This window comes from Mycobacterium sp. (assembly GCF_035314905.1).
Lineage (GTDB): Bacteria > Actinomycetota > Actinomycetes > Mycobacteriales > Mycobacteriaceae > Mycobacterium.
The window spans coordinates 1-20842 of sequence record NZ_DATFYW010000173.1; the positions used below are offsets into that span (position 1 = coordinate 1).

Sequence of the window (20842 nt, forward strand, 5' to 3'; positions counted from 1 at the left end):
TGGACCACCCGAAAACGCGCCGACGGACGCACCGAATGGATCCCCCCACCCCACGCCCCCGCAAGCGGGAGGTACCCCCACGACGGCCAGCCCCGCACCAACACCTTCCACCACCCCGAAGAACTCCTCCGAAAAAACAACGACGACGAGGGCTGACGGAGATCTGGGTCGACGGCTGCTCTGCGCAGCAGATTTGCAGCCGGTTCCAGGGCGCTCCCTGGGGCGGCGGGGTACCGCCCTGGGGCCAGTCCCGATCTGATCTGCGATTGCGGTGGTGTCCCTCTTCCCGGCGGTAGGGCGCCGGAGAAGGATGAAGGTCGCCAAGACCACTGAGGGGGGCCGATGTCCGCTGTCATCGACGTCAAGGATCTGCACAAGCAATTCGGCCGCGTCCGGGCCCTTGACGGCCTCGAGCTTCAGGTCGGTGACGGAGAGATCCACGGCTTTCTCGGGCCCAACGGCGCCGGGAAGTCCACCACGATCCGCATTCTTCTCGGCGTCCTGCGTCCGACATCGGGCAGCGCGACGGTGTTCGGCCGCGACGCGTGGCGGGACGCTGTTGGGCTGCACCGCGAAATAGCCTATGTGCCCGGGGATGTGACGCTGTGGCCGAACCTGACCGGCGGCGAGATCATCGACCTGCTTGCCCGCATGCGCGGCGGCCTCGACCCGCAGCGCCGCGACGAGCTGATCAAACGCTTCGAACTCGATCCCAAGAAGAAGGCCCGCACCTATTCGAAGGGCAACCGGCAGAAGGTCTCGTTGATCTCCGCATTCTCCTCGTACGCGCGACTCCTGCTGATGGACGAGCCCAGCGCCGGCCTGGATCCGTTGATGGAGCGCGTGTTCCGCCGTTGCGTCACCGAAGCTCGCGACCGCGGCGCGACCGTTTTCGTCTCGAGCCACATCCTGTCCGAGATGGAAGCACTATGCGATCGGGTCACCATCATCCGCGCCGGGAAGGCGGTCGAGAGCGGCAGCCTGGAGTCGATGCGCCACCTAAGCCGGGTGTCGATCAAAGCCGAATTGCTCGGGAATCCAGGGGAGCTCACCGGAATCAAAGGAGTCGAGGATGTCATCGTCGAAGGCAACGTCTTGCGCGTGCAGGTCGACCCCGACGCCCTCAACGACTTCATCCGGGTGCTCGCCAAGGTCGGTGTTCGCTCGCTGGTAAGCCAACCGCCCTCGCTCGAGGAGATTTTCCTCCGCCATTACAAGCTTGACGGCCAGGACCGGCAAGTCAGCAGTACGGGCGCGGTGTCGGCATGAGCACCGCAACACTCGCCCGGCCGCAACACCGCCACGAAGCCCCGGCAGGCAGCCCGTTCACGGGAACGGTCAAACTTCTCCGGCTCTACCTGCGCCGCGACCGGATCGTGCTGCCGTTGTGGGTTTTACTGCTGTCCCTGCCGTTGGGGCCCGTCTACATCGACAGCATGCAGAAGGTGGCCCCGACCGCCGCCGACCGTGCGTCCTTTGTCGCGTCGATCATGGCCAGCACGGCCGAACGCGCCCTGTACGGCAACGTGTACAACGACAGCCTCGGCGCGGTCGGCATCTGGAAGGCCGGCATGTTCCACACGCTCATCGCGGTCGCCGTGATCCTGACCGTCATCCGCCACACCCGGGCCGAAGAAGAATCCGGGCGTGCCGAACTGGTGGATTCGACGGTGGTCGGACGCTATGCCGGCCTCACCGCCGCGCTGCTGATGACATTCGGAGCATCCGTCGCCACCGGGCTCATCGGCACCGCCGGGTTGCTCAACACCGATGTGGAGCCCTCGGGATCGCTGGCATTCGGCCTGGCACTGGCCTGCTCCGGCCTGGTGTTCGCCGCCGTCGCGGCGGTTGCCGCCCAGCTCAGCGTCAGCGCGCGCACCGCGCGCGGAATCGCGTTCGCGGTTCTCGGTACGGCTTTCGCGTTGCGTGCCGTCGGCGATGCGGGTTCGGGCAGTCTGTCGTGGTTTTCGCCGCTGGGATGGTCCTTGCAGGTCCGCCCGTACGCGGGTGACCGATGGTGGGTTCTGCTGTTGGCGCTGGCGGCCACGGCCGCGTTGACGGTCGCGGCCTACGTTCTGCTGCGCGGACGCGATGTCGGTGCCGGGCTGATCGGCGAACGCGACGGCCCGGCCACCGCGCCGCCGACGCTATCGGGCCCGTTCGGTCTGGGGTGGCATCTGCAACGGGGCTCGCTGCTCGCCTGGACGATCGGCTTGTGCCTCTATGGACTGCTGGCGGGCAGTGTCGTGCACGGCATCGGAGATCAGTTCGGCAGCAACACCAAACTGCGGGAGATCATCAACCGCCTCGGCGGGTCGGCAGCGCTGGAGAACTCATTCCTCACCATCGCGTTCAGCCTGCTCGCCGTCGCGGCCGCCGCGCTGGCAATCTCCGCGACACTGCGACTCCATCAAGAGGAGACCGCGCAGCGCGCGGAGACCATCCTGGCGGCGGCCGTCGGACGCTCGAGATGGGTTGCCAGCCATCTGTTCTTCGCGATCGCGGGTTCCGCCGCAGCCCTGTTGTCGGCAGGAGCGATCGCCGGGCTGTCATATGGCGCCGCCGCGGGCGATGTCGGCGGAAAACTGGCGACCGTAATCGCCCTGGCCGCAATTCAACTCCCGTCAGTCTGGCTGCCCGCAGCCGTCACGGTCGCCGTGTTCGGGGTGCTGCCGCGATTCACTCCAGTCGCGTGGGCCGTGCTGGTCGCGTTCGTCGCCCTCTACCTCCTAGGCTCCATCGCCGGCGTCTCGCACTGGTTGCTCGACCTCGTCCCGTTCACGCACACGCAGCACATACCGGGCGAGTCGTTCCGGCCCGCGCCTGTGCTTTGGCTGCTCGCCATCGACGCGGTGTTAATCGGCTTCGGGCTGTTCACCTTCCGCCGCCGCGACCTGAGCTGACGCCGCGAGAAAGGCCGCCAACCCGGCCGCTTCGCGACGACCCTGGTCCCGTCCGGCGATCGCCGAGGGCGCCCGACAACGAGGGTCGAGCGGATCACGGCCGAACGCGGCGATCGAGGCATCGTCGGCGAAGATGCCGAGGGCGGGCCCGGTGCGGTGTTGTTCAAGCTCGTCGGCGAGGCTGCGGCCGAACGGCGACAACCCGGGTTCGGCCGTCGGCGCCAACATCACCACCGTTTCGTGGTCGGCGACGGCGTCGACATTCGCGCTGCTGCCCACCCCGCCGTCCATGAATTGACGGCCGCCGATCGTCACGGGCGGCCAGACCGCCGGCACGGCGCAACTGGCTGCCACCGCATCGATGAGCTCCACCCCGCTGTTGCGGTCGAATATCACCCGCTCACCGGTCTTCACGTCGATCGCGGTGATTCTCAGCGGCCGGTCCGGCCAGTCGTGCGACGGCAGGCGCTTGGCGATCACCGCCCTGCGCACCTGTAGGGCGACGGTCGGTGCGGACACCGCCAGCTCGCCGATCAGCCTGAGTCGTCGCGTGACCGAAGCGCTGCTGTCCGCGGCCGCCCGTTCGAACAGCGTCATGAGTTCGCCGAAGTCGATGTGCGGCCCTATCTCGTGGGTGGTCTCCGACAGCTGACGCGCATACAGTTCCGCCAGGCCGACACCGCTGCCGAGCTGCGCTGCGACGGTAGAGCCCGCCGAGGTTCCGAGGAGCACGTCGGCCCGGCGCAGGCGGCTCGCGGTCTCCGGAGATTCGTCTTGGACACCAAGCAGAAAACCTGTCTCCCAAGCGATTCCGGCGACACCGCCACCGGCCAACACCAATGCCAGGCTCATCACACCGCGCGGGTGTCCGGCCGGACCCACCGGACAACCGACCGTCCGCGCTCGGAATGTCTTGCGCTCCAACGCCGATACCTACGGCGAAGCCACGGCATCCGTTTCGTGTGCTGGGGCCGCCGGGCCCGACGAACCAACTCGAGCTCCACGGGCTGGGGTTCCTCCACGCCCACCTCGTGAACGTCGCCGTTGAGCTCCAGGACAACCGCGTCGGGCTCGAGCAGGGCGCGCTCCCATGCCGCGGCGTCGTCGACGCTGCGGATACCCACTGCATCCGCGGTGTGGCGCAGCACCTCGCCCAGTTCGCCGCGCAGAAGCTGGCGCAGCGCGTCGGCGCCCTGCTTCGGGTTGGCGATCATCCACGAGTGATACGCGTCGGGCACCCTGTACAGCGTGCCGTCGGCGTCTCGGGCCATGTCGACCGCGCAGTCGAACGGCACGACCAGGTCCTTCTCGCCGTGCACCACGATCGTCGGGATCTCCTGATCACGCATCACGTGCAGCATCGGTGTGTAGTCGCCGGAGTGGACGATCGCGCGCGCGGCCCCGGCCACCGCGGCCGGGTGCCGCGCGTTGCGACCGGCGATGGCGGCAAGCATGCGCAGGTAGCTCCCGCGCTCCGCGGGCTGGAGCCGCGACGGGTCCTTGTGGGTGTCGTAGGCCGCGCCGAGAATCGTCCGCAGTGCCCTGCGCGGCGACTTCAGCAGGCCCGGAGCCGTCTCGTCGAAGCTCGCCCCGGCGGCGGCGTCGAGAAGCACGGCCGCCAGCACGCGCTCGGGGGCCGCGGCGGCGAGCTGAATCGCCATCCGCCCGCCCATCGAGTGGCCGGCGAAGATGGCCTGCCGCACACCCAGCGCGTCCAGTGCGCGCACGGTCAGCTCGACGCGGTCCGCCAGGTCGCGCGCGCTACCGGGCAGGTTGCGGGTGTCGCCGTGGCCTGCCGCATCGATCGCGATGACGAGAAAGCCGAGCCCGGCCACCCGGCTGAGCATCCGCAGATATGCGCGGCGGCTCAGGGCCAGGCCGTGCATGAACACCAGCGGCACGCCGGCACCGCCGACCGACACACCGACCTGGTGCCCGTCTTCGAGCTCGACCAGGTGATGGGTCAGCCGGATCCGGCGTTCTGGTGCCTCAGCAGGTGTCTGGGTCATCCGCGTCCTGTCGTGGATTAGTCAGGTCGTCAAACATCATGGACCAGACGCCTGCGCGGGTGCCATCTCCGCCGCTGTGTCGTTGGCTACTTCACGCGGCTGGTGTGATCCCGAGATGTCTCGGCAGCTCAGGGCATATTTCAGAATGCGCCGGCAATCACGTCTCGCGTGTCAACGCGAGCCAGTCCGGGCACACCTGGACCACCGGGCGCGGATACCTGAACCGCGCGCAACCGCCCTCGACGGTGTCGTCGAGCTGGCCGGCGATGGCCTCGATCGGGCGCTCGTCGGTGCCGGACACCGCAACGGACAGCCGGGTCAGCAGCGTGCCGCGGTGGTAGCGAAGCTGGGCCATCACGGCGATCATCTCGTCGACCGTGTCGATGCGGTCGAGCCCGCTGTGAAGTCCCGAGACCTCGAGGTTGGGCTGGTCGAGCATCGCCTCCACCATCGCGTCGTCGGGCTCATCCGTGACGTCGAGGACGACGCACTGCGGCCGTTCGGCGCACGCGGACAGCGTGGACATCTGCTCGCGCGATCCGACGATGTACTGGCCGACGCCCAGGCCGACGGCGTGCCACATCGTTCGGGCGGGCAGGTCGTCGCAGTGCAGCACGACCCGCCGCGGCGCGACACCCGCCGCGATCACGTGCGCGAGGTCGTCATCGCAATTCGCGCTCAGCCCGAGCCCATGCCCGCGCAGCCACTGCGCCGCGCCCGGCGTTCGCAACACCCGTACGGGATAGACGATCTCGGCGTCGGGAAACGACTTCTGCCACTGCGAGCAGCAGCGCATTACCCGATCCATCGATGACCGCGGGCGAAGCCCGTGGAAAAGCGTCATGAATCATCGTTACGCCGACGCGGATCGCCGGGATGGCTTTCTTGCGCTTCCTTTACAGCGGCGCGGAAAACCTTGATGGCCCGTTGACGATCACGCCAGCCCGTCGGCCAGCGGGCCGACGGCCAGCGCCGGAAGGTATTCGAGGCCGACCATCAACACGGTGACACCGACGACGAGGCCGACGAAATTGAGCCTGGTGGTGCGCAGCGTGCCCGCGGTGACCACTCCGGTGCGCTGGGCCGCGAAACTTCCCGCCAGCCCGAGCACCAGGATGATCGGGAGGTATCTGCCCACCGCCATCACGACCGCCAGGGCGATGTTGTACCACGTCGTGTTGCCGCTGAGTCCGGCGAAGGCACTGCCGTTGTTCGCTGCCGAACTGGTGAACGCGTACAGCACCTCCGACAATCCGTGAGAGCCGGTGTTGAGCATCGCTGCGCGTTCACCGGGCGCCGCGATGGCGACCGCGCAACCGAGAAGGATCGTCGCCGGGAACACCAGGATGTAGAGACTCACGAGCTTTATCTGCCGGGCCTGCAGGCGCTTCCTCAGGTACTCCGGCGTGGTGCCCACCATCAGGCCGCCGAGGAACACCGCGAGAAGCACCATCACCACCAGGGCATACAGGCCACTGCCGGGACCGCCGGGGCTCACTTCACCCAACATGATGTTGGCCATGAGCATCGCCCCACCGAAGCTGGCGAAGCTGTCATACGACGAGTTCGCCGCACCGTCGCCACTCCCCGTCGCCGCCTGCCCGAACAGCGCGCTGCCCGGCACACCGAACCGGGTCTCGGTTCCCTCAGTGGCGGCGCCCGCGGCGTGGATGGCGGTGCCGTGAACGGCCATCTCTGCGACGGCGAGAATCACGGTGCCGATCACGAACAGGACTCCGGCGGCGGCGAACAAGGCCCAACCCCGCGTCTTCTCGCGCACCATGACCCCGAAAGTCCGCAGCAACGCCACCGGAATGATCACCATCGCAACTATTTCCACGAAGTTGCTCAACGGTGTCGGGTTCTCGAACGGATGCGCGCTGTTGGCATTGAACGCGCCGCCCCCGTCGCCGGACATCAGCTTGATCGACTCCCAGGAGGCGACCGGGCCGCCAAGGATCGTCTGACCGCCGCCGGACAGCGTCGTCATGTCGTGCGCGCCGTTGAAGTTGTTGACCACGCCAAACAGCAGCAGGACCAGGGTCACCAGCACCGAAAGCGGCACCAATATACGTACGACGCTGCGCACGACATCGACCCAGAAATTGCCGATCTCCTCGAGCTGAGTCTGCGCAAGGCCCCGAATCAGCGCGACGGCCACGGACATTCCGACCGCGGCGCTGGCGAACGCCTGCACACCGAGGCCCGCGATCAGTCCGACGTGGCCGAGCGTCGATTCGCCGGCATAGTTCTGCCAACTCGTGTTGGTCGCGAAGGAGATCGCGGTGTTGAACGCCAGCGCTGGGGTCATGCCCGGGTGACCCCACGGCTGCGGAAGGTGGTTCTGGATCAACAACAGCGCGTAGAGGAACAGGACGCTGACCGCGGAGAAGGCCAGCAGCGACGTGACGTACTTCGGCCAGCGTTGGCCATCGTGGGGCTGTGCGCCGACCAGCCGGTAGATCAGTCGTTCGACGCGCCAGTGCCGGGTATCGGAGTACACCCGGGCCATGTAGTTACCGAGCGGTACAGAAAGAACCGCGACCACCGCAATGACCGCGATGATCTGCAGGTAGGCCGCCGTCCCCCAGCGGGTTGGATCTTCGATGGAAGTAACTCCTCGCCGAGCCGTCAGTAACCCGGTCAATTTAGGCCGAAACAGTGTGAGTCTTCGGGCAATTACGGAATTCCAACGCTGAAGCGGCGGCCGTTGGCGCATTCTTGACGTCGGCCAGGGTGTGCGGCTTTGGTCACACCGACGAAGTCTGTAAAGGAGCCTCGCCAAGCCGTTAAGAAAGCGTCAACGCCGGTCGTGTCCCCCAACGGCCGGGGCTAGCTTCGGTTCGGTCCTCGCCGACGAGGGCCCAGCGGATGCTGCCCCGCATGAATACGGTGAGCGGCCCGTACGGATTCCAGACTGAACGGAGACCAGATGTCCGTCTTGGCATTCATCGTGCTGACGGTGGCGATCTTTGCGCTGTTCGGCCTCGCGCAGAAGTTGGTCGAGCGGCTGTGAGCTACGAAAACGTGATCGGCCTGGCGCTGTCCATCCTCGTCGCGCTGTTTCTTCTTGCCGCCCTGCTCTTTCCGGAGAGGTTCTAGTGACTACTACAACGGCAGGGATCGTCTTCCTCGTCGTACTCGTGCTTGCGCTCGCGGCGGCACATGTGCCGTTCGGCGACTACATGTACCGGGTCTACAGCTCGGAGAAGCACTCCCGTGCGGAAAAAGTGACCTACCGGCTGATGGGCGCCGACCCCGACGTGCAGCAGACCTGGGGCGCGTACGCGCGCAGCATGCTCGCCTTCTCGGCCATCAGCATCCTGTTCCTGTTCGTGTTCCAGCTGGTCCAGGGCAAGCTGCCGCTGCACCCGCACAATCCGGGGACACCGATGACCGCGGCGCTCGCCTGGAACACTGCCATCAGCTTCATCACCAACACCAACTGGCAGAACTACTCGGGCGAGTCGACCATGGGCCACCTGGTGCAGATGGCGGGCCTGGCGGTGCAGAACTTCGTGTCGGCCGGGGTGGGCATGGCGGTGGCCATCGCCGTGGTTCGCGGCTTCGCCCGCCGGCACACCGGCGAGCTCGGAAACTTCTGGGTCGACCTCGTCCGCGGTGTGTTCCGGATCCTGCTGCCCGTTGCGGTCATCGGCGCGATCGTGCTGATCGCCGGCGGCGCGATCCAGAACTTCCACCTGAACGATCAGGTCGTCACCACACTGGGCGGCGCCCAGCAGACCATCACCGGAGGCCCCGTCGCCAGCCAGGAGGTCATCAAGGAATTCGGCACCAACGGCGGCGGGTTCTACAACGCCAACTCGGCCCACCCGTTCGAGAACCCAACGACCTGGACCAACTGGCTGGAAATCTTCCTGCTGCTGGTGATCAGCTTCTCGCTGCCGCGCACCTTCGGCCGGATGGTCGGCAGCAAGAAGCAGGGATACGCGATCGTGGCGATCATGGCGTCGCTGGCCCTGATCAGCGTCACGTTCATCCTGTGGACCCAGCTGCAGCACCACGGCACGGTGCCGACCTCGGTGGGCTCGGCGATGGAAGGCATGGAGCAGCGTTTCGGCGTCGCCAACTCCTCGATATTCGGCGACGCGGCCACCTTGACGTCGACCGGTGCGGTGGACTCGTTCCACGACTCCTACACGAGCCTGGGCGGCATGATCGCGATGTTCAACATGCAGCTCGGCGAGGTCGCACCGGGTGGCACCGGCTCCGGCCTGTACGGCATGCTCGTTCTCGCGGTCATCACGGTCTTCGTCGCGGGCCTGATGGTCGGGCGCACGCCGGAATACCTCGGCAAGAAGATCAACGCGCGCGAGATCAAGCTGGCGTCGATCTACTTTCTGACCACGCCGCTGATCGTGCTGATCGGCACCGCGATCGCAATGGCGTTGCCCGGACAGCGGGCGGGGATGCTCAACACCGGTCCGCACGGGTTTTCGGAGGTGCTCTACGCATTCACCTCGGCGGCGAACAACAACGGTTCCGCGTTCGCCGGATTGAGCGGCAACACCGTCTGGTACAACACCGCGCTGGGTCTGGCGATGGTGTTCGGCAGGTTCCTGCCGATGATATTCGTGCTGGCACTGGCGGGTTCGCTAGCGCGGCAGGGCACCACACCCGGGACCGCCGGGACGCTGCCCACCCACCGGCCCCAGTTCGTCGGGATGGTGGCCGCCGTCACCGTCATCCTCGTCGCGCTCACGTTCCTGCCCATGCTGGCGCTAGGTCCTCTCGCTGAAGGAATCCATTAATGTCTGCTCCCACAATCGATTCGCCTGAGACACCGCAGCGGACGTCCATCGCCGGCAAGCGTGTCCAGGGCGGCCTGCTCGACCCGAAGATGCTGCTGAAGTCGACGCCGGCCGCGCTGCGCAAGCTCGACCCGACCACGCTGTGGCGCAACCCGGTGATGTTCATCGTCGAGATCGGCGCGGCGTGGACCACCGTCCTGGCGATCATCCACTCGACGTGGTTCGCGTGGCTGACCGTGTTCTGGCTGTGGCTGACGGTCTACTTCGCCAACATGGCCGAGGCGGTCGCCGAGGGCAGAGGCAAGGCGCAGGCCGACGCCCTGCGCAAGGCGAAGAGCCAGACGATGGCCAGGCGCCTGCAGGGCTGGGAGCCGGGCGTTCCCGGTGTCGAGGAAGAGGTGGCGGCACCGCTGCTGCGCCAGGGCGACATCGTCGTGGTCGAAGCCGGTCAAGCCATTCCCGGCGACGGTGACGTGGTCGAAGGCATTGCGTCAGTGGACGAGTCGGCGATCACCGGCGAGTCCGCGCCGGTGATCCGGGAGTCGGGCGGCGACCGCTCGGCGGTGACCGGCGGCACCACCGTGCTGTCGGACCGCATCGTCGTCAAGATCACCCAGAAGCCGGGTGAGAGCTTCATCGACCGGATGATCGCCCTCGTCGAGGGCGCGAACCGGCAGAAGACGCCCAACGAGATCGCGCTGAACATCCTGCTGGCCGCGTTGACGATCATCTTCGTGTTCGCGGTGGCCACGCTGCAGCCGCTGGCGATCTACTCCAAGGCCAACAACCCTGGCGTGCCCGACACCGTGGCGCTCAATTCCAACGGTGTGACCGGGATCGTGCTGGTGGCGTTGCTGGTCTGCCTGATCCCGACCACGATCGGTGCGCTGCTCTCCGCGATCGGCATCGCCGGGATGGACCGGCTGGTGCAGCGCAACGTGCTCGCGATGTCGGGCCGCGCGGTGGAGGCGGCCGGCGACGTGAACACACTGCTGCTCGACAAGACCGGCACGATCACGCTGGGCAACCGGCAGGCCTCGGACTTCGTGCCCCTGCCCGGCGTGTCCTCCGACCAGCTGGCCGACGCCGCGCAGCTGTCCAGCCTGGCCGACGAAACCCCCGAAGGCCGTTCAATAGTCGTGTTCGCAAAACAGAACTTCGGCCTGCGGGCCAGGACGCCCGGCGAGTTGCTCGGCGCTCAATGGGTCGCCTTCTCGGCCGCCACCAGGATGTCGGGTGTCGACCTGGGGAGCGGCCACCAGTTGCGCAAGGGCGCGGCCAGCTCCGTCGCCGACTGGGTGCGTGCCCAGGGCGGAGTGGTGCCGAGCGAACTCGGCAGCATCGTCGACGGCATCTCCGCGAGCGGTGGCACCCCGCTGGTGGTCGGCCAGGTGCTAAACGGAAAAGCCGAGGTGCTCGGTGTCATTCACCTGAAGGACGTCGTCAAGCAGGGGATGAGTGAACGCTTCGACGAGATGCGGCGGATGGGAATTCGCACGGTGATGATCACCGGCGACAACCCGCTGACCGCGAAGGCCATCGCCGACGAGGCCGGTGTCGACGACTTCCTTGCCGAGGCCACCCCCGAGGACAAACTCGCGCTGATCAAACGCGAGCAGGAGGGCGGCAAGCTGGTCGCGATGACCGGCGACGGCACCAATGACGCGCCCGCGCTCGCCCAGGCCGACGTCGGGGTGGCGATGAACACCGGAACGTCGGCGGCCAAGGAAGCCGGCAACATGGTCGATCTCGACTCCGACCCGACCAAGCTGATCGAGATCGTCGAGATCGGCAAGCAGCTGCTCATCACCCGCGGCGCGTTGACCACGTTCTCGATCGCCAACGACATCGCGAAGTACTTCGCGATCATCCCGGCGATGTTCGTGGCCATGTTCCCCGGCCTGGATCTGCTGAACGTGATGCGGCTGCACAGCCCGCAGTCCGCGATCCTGTCGGCGGTGATCTTCAACGCGATCATCATCGTGATGTTGATCCCGCTGGCGCTGCGCGGTGTGCGATACACACCCAGCAATGCCTCGAAACTGTTGAGCCGCAACCTGTACATCTACGGCGTCGGCGGCATCATCGCCCCGTTCATCGGAATCAAGCTGATCGACCTCGTCATCCAATTCATCCCGGGGATGTCCTGACATGAAACTGCCCAATTTCGTCCGCCAGCACTGGGCCGCCTTCCGGCTGCTTCTGGTGTTCACCGTGATCACCGGCATCGCCTACCCGCTGCTCATCTGGCTGGTGGCACAGATCCCCGGCCTGCACGACAAGGCCGAAGGGTCGATCGTCACCGTCAACGGCAAGCCGGTGGGCAGCACGCTGATCGGTCAGCTGTTCACCGACAACAACGGCAACCCGCTGCCGCAGTACTTCCAGAGCCGCCCGTCGGCCGCCGGAACCGGGTACGACCCGACCGCGTCAGGTGCCAGCAACCTGGGGCCGGAAAGCGTCGTCGACACGCCCGCCGACCCGGCGCTGCTAGCGCAGGGTAAGAAACCGGCCGATGCCGGCTTCAAGGCCAGCCTGCTTACGACGGTGTGCACCAACAGTCAGTCCGTCGGGCAGCTCGAGGGTGTGGACGGCTCCCGCCCGTTCTGCACCGGCGACGGTGTCGGCGCGGTGCTGTCGGTGATCGGGCCGCGTGACTCCCGCGGCAACGTCGTCCACCCGACCAGGGTGGTCAGCGTCAACCAGCCGTGTGCGACTACCAAGCAACCGTTCCTGCAAACCTACGAGGGCGTGCGGGTCGAGTGCGCGAAGTTCGGCGAGGACTACTCGATCGGCCAGATCGTGCCGATCCGGGGGGCGGCCCCGGCGAATCCCGTCGTTCCCGCCGACGCGGTCACCGCCAGCGGCAGCGGGCTGGATCCCGACATCTCGGTCGAGTACGCCGATCTCCAGCTGAACCGGATCGCCAAGGCGCGACACATCACCGCGGACCAGGTGCGGGCGGTGCTCGTGGACAACGAGGCGGGGCGCACGCTGGGCTTCCTCGGCGAGCCCCGGATGAACGTGCTGCAGGCCAACGTGGAGCTCGATCGGAAATACGCCGTGAAGAGCTGATTCGGCCGGTGGATGATGAGCCGGTGGATGATGAGCATGTGACGAGCACCGATGAGCCGCGCACGCATACGGCGGCCAGCGTCAAGCCCAAGCGCGGAGAGTTGCGCATCTACCTCGGCGCGGCACCCGGCGTGGGCAAGACCTACGCGATGCTCGGCGAGGCTCATCGGCGCCTGGAGCGTGGCACCGACGTGGTCGCCGCCGTGGTCGAGACACACGGCCGCAAGCGGACAGCGGACCTGATCGAGGGCATCGAAACGATCCCGCCCCGTTACATCGAATACCGGGGCACCCGGTTCGCGGAACTCGACGTGCCCGCGGTGCTCGCCCGCAACCCACAGGTGGTGCTGGTCGACGAGCTCGCCCACACCAACACCCCGGGCAGCAAGAACCCCAAACGCTGGCAGGACGTCGAGGAACTGCTCGACGCCGGCATCACGGTCATCTCGACCGTCAACGTCCAGCACCTGGAGAGCCTGAACGACGTCGTCGCGCAGATCACCGGCATCGAACAGAAAGAGACCATCCCCGACGAGATCGTGCGCTCGGCTGCCCAGATCGAGCTCGTCGACATCACACCGGAAGCGCTGCGGCGCAGGCTTTCCCACGGCAACGTCTACGCCCCGGAGAGGGTCGACGCGGCCCTGTCGAACTATTTCCGCCCCGGCAACCTCACTGCCCTGCGCGAGCTCGCGCTGCTGTGGCTGGCCGACCAGGTCGACGCGGCGCTGGCCAAATACCGCGCCGAGAACAAGATCACCGACACCTGGGAAGCGCGAGAACGGGTGGTCGTCGCCGTGACCGGCGGCGCCGAGTCCGAGACCCTGGTGCGCCGCGCCTTCCGGATCGCGTCGAAGTCCAGCGCCGAGCTGATGATCGTCCACGTCGTCCGCGGCGACGGCCTCTCCGGTGTCTCGGCCCCGCAGATGGGCAAGGTCCGCGAACTCGCCGCCAGCCTCGGCGCGACCCTGCACACCGTCGTCGGCGACGACGTGCCGACCGCGCTGCTGGACTTCGCACGCGAGATGAACGCGACGCAGCTGGTGGTGGGTACCTCCCGGCGCTCGCGCTGGGGGCGGATCTTCGACGAGGGGATCGGCGCCGCGGTCGTCCAGCACTCCGGCAAGATCGACGTGCACATGGTCACCCACGAGGAGGCCAGGCGGGGGTACTCGTGGTCGCGGATGACCTCGCGCCAGCACCACCTGCTGTCATGGCTGGCCGCGATCGTGGTTCCGTCGGTGATCTGCGCGGTCACCGTGGCGTTCCTCGACCGCTTCATCGGCATCGGCGGAAAGAGCGCGCTGTTCGTCATCGGTGTCCTGATCGTCGCCCTGCTGGGCGGCGTGGCGCCTGCCGCGCTGTCGGCGGTGCTGTCGGGTCTGCTGCTGAACTACTTCCTGACCGACCCGCGCTACACGTTCACGATCGCCCAGCCCGACTCGGCCGTGACAGAGTTCGTGTTGCTCGCTGTCGCGGTGGCCGTGGCCGCGCTGGTCGACAGGGCGGCCAACCGAACCCGCGAAGCCAGGAGCGCCTCGCAGGAGGCCGAGCTGCTGTCATTGTTCGCCGGATCGGTGCTGCGCGGCGCCGACCTGGAGACGCTGCTCGAGCGAGTCCGCGAAGCCTATTCGCAGCGCGCGGTCAGCCTGATGCGTGAGCAGGAGCACGGCACGTCCGAGCTGGTGGCGTGCGTCGGCAACGACCCCTGTCTGACCGTCGAAACCGCGGACGCCGCCATCGAAGTGGGCGACGACGAGTTCTGGATGCTGATGGCCGGCAAGAAGCTGGCCGCCCGCGATCGCCGGGTGCTCACGGCTGTGGCCAAGCAGGCGGCGGGGCTGGTCAAACAGCGTGAGCTCGTCGAGGAAGCCGGCCGCGCCGAGGCGATCGAACAGGCCGACGAGCTGCGCCGATCGCTTCTGTCCGCGGTCAGCCACGACCTTCGCACCCCGCTGGCGGCGGCCAAGGCCGCGGTATCCAGCCTGCGCAGCGAGGACATCGGGTTCTCCGCCGAAGACACCGCCGAGCTGCTGGCCACCATCGAGGAGTCGATCGACCAGCTGACCGCGCTGGTCGGCAACCTGCTCGACTCGTCGCGGCTGGCCGCCGGCGTCGTGCGTCCCGAGCTGCACCGCGTGTACCTCGAGGAAGTGGTGCAGCGGGCGCTGGTCAGCATCAGCAAGGGCGCCACCGGTTTTGGCCGTGGCGGCATCGACCGGGTCAAGGTGGAGGTGAACGACGCGGTCGCGATGGCGGACGCCGGGCTGCTCGAACGGGTGCTCGCCAACCTGATCGACAATGCGCTGCGGTACGCCCCCGACAGCGTGGTCCGCGTCAACGCCGGGCAGGTCGGCCACCGGGTGATCATCAACATCGTCGATGAGGGACCGGGCATCCCGCGCGGCACCGCAGAGCAGTTGTTCGAACCGTTCCAGCGGCTCGGCGACCGCGACAACACCAGCGGCGTGGGGCTCGGGCTGTCGGTGGCGCGCGGCTTCGTCGAAGCGATGGGCGGCACGATCCAGGCCACCGACACCCCCGGTGGCGGCCTGACCGTGGAAATCGACCTTGCGGCCGCGGAGGATCACCAGTCGTGACACGGGTGTTGGTGATCGACGACGAACCGCAGATCCTGCGCGCGTTGCGGATCAACCTGTCGGTCCGCGGCTACGAAGTCACCACCGCCGCGACCGGAGCCGGCGCGTTGCGGGCCGCCGCCGAGCAGCGCCCCGACGTCGTCGTGCTGGACCTCGGGCTGCCCGACATGTCCGGCATCGACGTGCTGGCCGGGCTGCGGGGCTGGCTGACGGTGCCGGTGATCGTGCTGTCGGCCCGCACCGACGCCACCGAGAAGGTGGAAGCCCTCGACAGCGGCGCCGATGACTACGTCACGAAGCCGTTCGGGATGGACGAGTTCCTGGCCCGCCTGCGCGCCGCGGTGCGCCGCGGCGCGGCCGCCGCCGACTCCGATGAGCCGGTCGTCGAAACCGATTCGTTCACAGTCGATCTCGCTGCCAAGAAGGTCACCAAGCACGGCACGGAGGTGCACCTCACCCCGACCGAGTGGGGCATGCTGGAAATGCTGGTGCGCAACCGGGGCAAGCTCGTCGGGCGCGAGGAGCTGCTCAAGGAGGTGTGGGGCCCGGCGTACGCCAAGGAGACGCACTACCTGCGGGTCTATCTCGCGCAGCTACGCCGCAAGCTCGAGGACGACCCGTCGCACCCGAAGCATCTGCTCACCGAAGCCGGCATGGGTTACCGCTTTCAGGATTGAGTTTCGCCGGCGAGCGCAACGAGCCGCGCCCGCACCAGGTCGGGCCGCTCATCGATGATGAAGTGCCCGCAGTCGACCTCTTCGAGCGTGTAGTCGTCGGCGTTCGCAGTTTGCGCCGCCGCGAGCGACTGATGGATGGCGAAGTCGCGGACGCCGAACAGCGCGCGAATCGGCACCGCCGCGCGGCGCGTTTCGGGACGCCGTCCAGCTTCGGGTAGTTCGTGCAACCAGAACGTGCGATAGGTGTCCCTGCCCGCGCGCGCACACACCGGGTCGCGGAACCGGTCGGCGTAGACGCGGGCCGTGGCCGGATCGATCGCGTCGCGGGTCGCGCCGATGCGGAAGACCAGCCGTTCGATGAACCTGGTGTGCCGCTGCAGTGGCACACCGAACGCGGCCATCAGCGGCTGATAGGTCAGAAAGCGCCACAGATGCGGCGCCAACGCGCGCGGGGTCTGCCATGGGTGGGCGATGTTGCACGCGAGGTAGCCGTCGAATCGCTCGGGGGCGCGCAAGACCAGGAGGTGACCCACGTAGCCGCCCCAATCGTGTCCGACGAGCAGCACCCGGTCGAGGCCGAGCTCATCGAGCAGGGCGAGGATGTCGGCGGCGACGTCTTCCTTCGCCCACCGGTGCGGCGCCGGCCCCGAGGCGCCGTACCCGGGAAGGTCCGGCGCGATGATCCGCAGCCCGGCCGGCGGGTCGGCCAGCAGATCCCGAAATACCCAGTGGTGCTGCGGCCAGCCGTGCAACGCCACGACCGGGCGTCCGTCCTGCGGGCCGGACTCGGTGACGTGGAAGCGCACACCGCGGGCCATGACGAACGACCTGCGGACCCCGGCGATGGGCGGCGGTTCGGTCGATGGACTCAGTCGCGGCATTCGACGACCTCGTAGGCGTTCTCGGCGTAATGCGCGCGGATCAGCTTCTTGTCGAACTTTCCGACACTGGTCCGCGGCACCTCGTCGACGAACGTCCACCGTTCGGGCAGCCACCAGCGGACCACCTTGTCGCGCAGAAAGTTCCGCAGCTCGGCCGCGGAGACGTCGGCATCCGCCTTCACCACCACCGCGGCCAGCGGGCGCTCCTGCCACCGCTCGTCGGGCACGCCGACAACCGCCGCCTCCAGAACCGCGGGATGGCCCATGATGTGGTTCTCCAATTCGACCGAGGAGATCCATTCGCCGCCGGACTTGATCACATCCTTGGCGCGGTCGGTCAGCGTCACATAGCCGAGGCGGTTCATCTTGCCGACGTCGCCGGTGCGCAGCCACCCGCCCGCGAACTTCTCGGCATCGCGGCCGCGATAGTAGCCGCCGGTGACCCAGGGGCCGCGGACCTCCAATTCGCCGACCGACTCGCCGTCATTGGGCAGCGCGTTGCCGTCGTCGTCGACGATGCGCATCTGAACGCCGAACAGCGCGCGGCCCGCCGTGGCCCGCAGCCGCCAGGCCTCGTCGGGCGGTATGCCTCTGGGCGGCCGCGCCAACGACGCGAGCGGCGACGTTTCGGTCATGCCCCACAGCTGCATCAGTGTCACGCCGAACTTGTCCTCATACGCGCGCATCAGGGATTCCGGGACCGCCGAGCCGCCGCAGACGATAAGCCGCAGCGACGAGATGTCGCGGCTCGGGTCGGCCTGAAGGCAGTGCAGCAAGTCGTTCCAGATCGTCGGCACCGCGGCGGCGAAGGTCGGCTTGGCGGCCTCGATGATGTCGACCAGCCGCGCCGCGTGTGCGTGGCAGTCGGGCAGCAGCAGATCCGCGCCGGCCAACAGCGCCGCGTGCGGAATGCCCCAGGCGTTCGCATGAAACATCGGCACGACGGGCAGCGCCCGGTCGCCTTCGGTGAGCGTCATGCCGTTGGTGCTGCAGACCGCGGTGCTGTGCAGATAGGTCGACCGGTGGCCGTACACCACGCCCTTCGGGTGGCCCGTGGTGCCGCTGGTGTAGCACATTGCCGCGGCGGACCTCTCGTCGATGGCGGGCCAGGGGTACTCGGTCGGTTCACGGCCGATCAGGTCGTCGTAGCGGATCACCTGCTTGCCGGCACGGCCGAGCATCCCGAGGTCGCCCTCGCCCACCGCGACAACGGTGTGCACGGTCTCCATCCGCGGCAGCACGGCGGCCAGCTGCCCGGCCAGCGACATGTCGACGATCACGACCCGGTCCTCGGCGTCGTAGGCGACGAACTCGATCTGCTCGTCGGAGAGCCGGATGTTCAGCGTGTGCAGCACCGCGCCCATGCACGGGACCGCGAAGTAGGCCTCGAGGTGCTCCTGGTTGTTCCACATGAACGTCGCGACGCGGTCACCCGGCCGGACGCCGAGGCGGCACAAGCCGTTGGCGAGTTGTGCCACCCGGTCACCGAACTCGCCATAGCTGATCTCGCGGAACCCGTCGTCGGTGGCGGTGATCACCAGCCGGTCGGCGTGCATTCCCGTGCCGTAGCGCAGCAGGGACGTGATCGTCAGCGGGAAATCCTGCATCGTGCTGTACACGGCCGCGCCCCGTCAGTCGTGGCACTCGTGGACGTCGAACGCGTCCTCGGCGTAACGGGCCCGGATCAGCTTCTTGTCGAACTTTCCGACGCTGGTCCGCGGAACCTGGTCGACGAACGTCCAGCGCTCGGGCAACCACCAGCGAACGACCCTGTCGCTCAGGTGCTGCCGCAACTCCTGCGGCGTCACGACGGCATCCGCCCTGACGACCACGGCGGCCAGCGGCCGCTCCTGCCAGCGCTCGTCGGGAACGGCGACCACCGCGGCCTCCAGCACGGCCGGGTGCTCCATGATGTAGTGCTCCAACTCGACCGACGAGATCCACTCCCCGCCCGACTTGATCACGTCCTTGGCGCGGTCGGTGAGCGTGATGAACCCGCGAGGGTCGATGCTGCCGACGTCGCCGGTTCTCAGCCAGCCGTCCTGGAACTTCGACGGGTCGCTGTCGCAGTAGTAGGACGCGGTGATCCACGGCCCGCGAACCTCCAACTCGCCCACCGACTTTCCGTCGTCGGGCAGCACATTCCCGTTGTCGTCGACGATGCGGGCCTCCACGCCGCAGACCGGCCGGCCGGCGGTGTTGCGCAGCGCCCAGTGCTCCTCCTCGTCGCTCACGTCCTGCGGCGGCCAGGCCACCGCGGCCATCGGCGACGTCTCGGTCATCCCCCACGCCTGGCGAATCGGCACGCCGAACTTGTCTTGGAACTCCCTCATCATCGCCAGCGGCACCGCCGACCCGCCGCAGGGCACGACGCGCAGCGACGAGATGTCACGGCCGGGGTTGGCGGCCAGGGACTGCAGCACGTCGTTCCAGATGGTCGGCACCGCGCCGGCGATCGTGGCCCGGTAGGTCTCGATCATCTCGATCAGCCGGTCGGCCTGCAGGAAACGGTCCGGCATCAGCAGATCGGCACCGGCCATCACCGCCGCGTAGGGCAACCCCCAGGCGTTGGCGTGAAACATCGGGACGATCGGCAGGATCCGGTCGCCGTCGACCACGGTGAGCCCGTTGGAGCTGCACACCGCCATCGAATGCAGATACGTCGAGCGGTGGCTGTAGACGACGCCCTTCGGGTTGCCGGTGGTGCCGCTGGTGTAACACATCGCCGCGGCTGAGCGTTCGTCGAGCGCCGGCCAGTCGAAGGTGGTGGGCTGCCCGTCGAGCAGGTCGTCGTAGCGCACCACGGTCCTGCCGGAGCCGGTCAGCGGGCCGGGGTCGCCCTGACCCACCGCGACCACGGTGTGCACGGTCGGCATGTGCGGCAGCACCGCGGCCAGCAGCGGCGCCAGCGACAGGTCGGCGATGATCACCCGGTCCTCGGCCTGCCCGGCGATGTAGGCCAGCTGTTCGGCGGGCAACCGGATGTTGAGGGTGTGCAGGACCGCACCCATGGCCGGGATCGCGAAGTACGCCTCCAGATGCTCCTGGTTGTTCCACATGAACGTCGCGACGCGCTCGTCGCCGCCGACACCGACGCGGCGCAGCCCGTGGGCCAGCTGCGCGACCCGTTCGCCCAGCTCCCGGTAGGAAATCTCGCGGTAGCCGTCGCCGGTCGCGGTCACCACCCTGCGGTCGGCGTGCCACCGGGCGCCGTGCCGCAGTATCCCCGTCACGGTCAGCGGGAAGTCCTGCATCGTGCTTTCCATCGGTACACCACCTCACGTCACCAGTACCTCGCTGTTGTCCATCTTGGCGTGAGCCGAGCTCCACGACGCCAAGAATCGGGCAACCACCCCGAGGATGCCAACGAGCCTACGACGGGTGAAACCGCCGGCACGCACGTGTGCGTTTACGCTGTTTCACATGTGCCGCCGACGGATACGGGCGGGCTGATGGCGCGGGGACGGCTGCGCGTCTACCTGGGCGCCGCCCCGGGGGTCGGCAAGACATACGAGATGCTGCTGGAAGGCCATCGCCAGCGTGAGCAGGGCGTCGACTGCGTGATCGGCTTCATCGAGCCGCACGGCCGGCGGGCGACCCAGGCGCTGGCTGAGGGCCTGGAGGTGGTGCCGCGACGTCTCGAGCCGTACCGGGGCGGGGTGCTGCCGGAGATGGACGTGGATGCGGTGCTGGCCCGGCACCCGCAGCTGGCGCTGGTCGACGAACTGGCCCACACCAATGCCCCCGGGTCGCGCAATAAGAAACGCTGGGAGGACGTGGAGGAACTGCTCGACGCGGGCATCGATGTGATCACGACGCTCAACATTCAGCATCTGGAGTCGCTGGGCGATGTGCTGACCGAGATGACCGGTGTCCAGCAGCGCGAAACGGTTCCCGATGTGGCGGTGCGGGAGGCCGACGAGCT

Annotated in this window: 15 protein-coding genes and 1 pseudogene; 9 read left to right on the top strand and 7 right to left on the bottom strand. The window is 67.8% G+C overall.

Features of this window, described 5'->3' with window-relative positions; genetic code table 11:
- Positions 1-342: 342 nt before the first annotated feature.
- On the top strand, positions 343-1269 hold the full coding sequence (locus tag VKG81_RS14820) for an ABC transporter ATP-binding protein (RefSeq protein WP_324397150.1): 927 nt from the start codon (positions 343-345) through the stop codon (positions 1267-1269).
- Positions 1266-2903 carry an ABC transporter permease gene (locus tag VKG81_RS14825; protein WP_324397152.1) on the top strand — a complete coding sequence of 546 codons (1638 nt, stop codon included), beginning with the start codon at positions 1266-1268 and terminating at the stop codon, positions 2901-2903. The genes VKG81_RS14820 and VKG81_RS14825 overlap by 4 nt, the downstream gene beginning before the upstream one ends.
- Here VKG81_RS14825 and VKG81_RS14830 read toward each other — a convergent pair.
- The 4 genes from VKG81_RS14830 to kdpA (VKG81_RS14845) form a co-directional block, all read right to left on the bottom strand.
- A complete protein-coding gene (locus VKG81_RS14830; protein ID WP_324397154.1) occupies positions 2856-3755 on the bottom strand; it encodes a patatin-like phospholipase family protein in 900 nt (299 codons plus the stop codon). The genes VKG81_RS14825 and VKG81_RS14830 overlap by 48 nt on opposite strands.
- Entirely contained in the window at positions 3755-4912 is a 1158-nt protein-coding gene (locus VKG81_RS14835) for an alpha/beta fold hydrolase (RefSeq protein WP_324397156.1), read from the bottom strand. The genes VKG81_RS14830 and VKG81_RS14835 overlap by 1 nt, the downstream gene beginning before the upstream one ends.
- Positions 4913-5069: 157 nt before the next feature.
- A complete protein-coding gene (locus VKG81_RS14840; protein ID WP_324397158.1) occupies positions 5070-5756 on the bottom strand; it encodes a hypothetical protein in 687 nt (228 codons plus the stop codon).
- A 90-nt stretch (positions 5757-5846) separates the two neighbouring features.
- Positions 5847-7520, bottom strand: coding sequence for a potassium-transporting ATPase subunit KdpA (kdpA, locus tag VKG81_RS14845; RefSeq protein WP_414685288.1), 1674 nt, complete (start codon positions 7518-7520; stop codon positions 5847-5849).
- Between the two features lie 404 nt (positions 7521-7924).
- Here kdpA (VKG81_RS14845) and VKG81_RS14850 point away from each other — a divergent pair, with 404 nt between their 5' ends.
- From VKG81_RS14850 to VKG81_RS14875, 6 genes are read left to right on the top strand one after another with little or no spacing between them, the layout of a single operon-like run.
- On the top strand, positions 7925-8014 hold the full coding sequence (locus VKG81_RS14850) for a potassium-transporting ATPase subunit F (protein WP_324397160.1): 90 nt from the start codon (positions 7925-7927) through the stop codon (positions 8012-8014).
- Positions 8014-9684 carry a potassium-transporting ATPase subunit KdpA gene (kdpA, locus tag VKG81_RS14855; RefSeq protein ID WP_324397162.1) on the top strand — a complete coding sequence of 557 codons (1671 nt, stop codon included), beginning with the start codon at positions 8014-8016 and terminating at the stop codon, positions 9682-9684. Before VKG81_RS14850 ends, kdpA (VKG81_RS14855) begins: the two co-directional genes overlap by 1 nt.
- Positions 9684-11834 (top strand): potassium-transporting ATPase subunit KdpB, encoded by a 2151-nt coding sequence (kdpB, locus tag VKG81_RS14860; protein WP_324397164.1) that lies wholly within the window; start codon positions 9684-9686, stop codon positions 11832-11834. The genes kdpA (VKG81_RS14855) and kdpB overlap by 1 nt, the downstream gene beginning before the upstream one ends.
- 1 nt (position 11835) lies before the next feature.
- Positions 11836-12759 carry a potassium-transporting ATPase subunit C gene (locus tag VKG81_RS14865; protein ID WP_324397166.1) on the top strand — a complete coding sequence of 308 codons (924 nt, stop codon included), beginning with the start codon at positions 11836-11838 and terminating at the stop codon, positions 12757-12759.
- Between the two features lie 23 nt (positions 12760-12782).
- On the top strand, positions 12783-15359 hold the full coding sequence (locus tag VKG81_RS14870) for an ATP-binding protein (RefSeq protein ID WP_414685287.1): 2577 nt from the start codon (positions 12783-12785) through the stop codon (positions 15357-15359).
- Positions 15356-16036, top strand: coding sequence for a response regulator (locus VKG81_RS14875; RefSeq protein WP_324397170.1), 681 nt, complete (start codon positions 15356-15358; stop codon positions 16034-16036). Before VKG81_RS14870 ends, VKG81_RS14875 begins: the two co-directional genes overlap by 4 nt.
- Here VKG81_RS14875 and VKG81_RS14880 read toward each other — a convergent pair.
- From VKG81_RS14880 to VKG81_RS14890, 3 genes are read right to left on the bottom strand one after another with little or no spacing between them, the layout of a single operon-like run.
- Entirely contained in the window at positions 16027-16917 is an 891-nt protein-coding gene (locus VKG81_RS14880) for an alpha/beta hydrolase (RefSeq protein ID WP_324397171.1), read from the bottom strand. The genes VKG81_RS14875 and VKG81_RS14880 overlap by 10 nt on opposite strands.
- Positions 16905-18536, bottom strand: coding sequence for a fatty acid--CoA ligase (locus VKG81_RS14885; RefSeq protein ID WP_324397173.1), 1632 nt, complete (start codon positions 18534-18536; stop codon positions 16905-16907). The genes VKG81_RS14880 and VKG81_RS14885 overlap by 13 nt, the downstream gene beginning before the upstream one ends.
- Before the next feature lie 12 nt (positions 18537-18548).
- Positions 18549-20183, bottom strand: a complete 1635-nt coding sequence (locus VKG81_RS14890) for a fatty acid--CoA ligase (RefSeq protein WP_324397175.1) — start codon at positions 20181-20183, stop codon at positions 18549-18551.
- A gap of 186 nt (positions 20184-20369) precedes the next feature.
- On the opposite strand from VKG81_RS14890, the pseudogene VKG81_RS14895 reads away from it, so the two are divergent.
- A pseudogene (locus VKG81_RS14895) lies at positions 20370-20842 on the top strand (sensor histidine kinase); the annotation flags it as partial.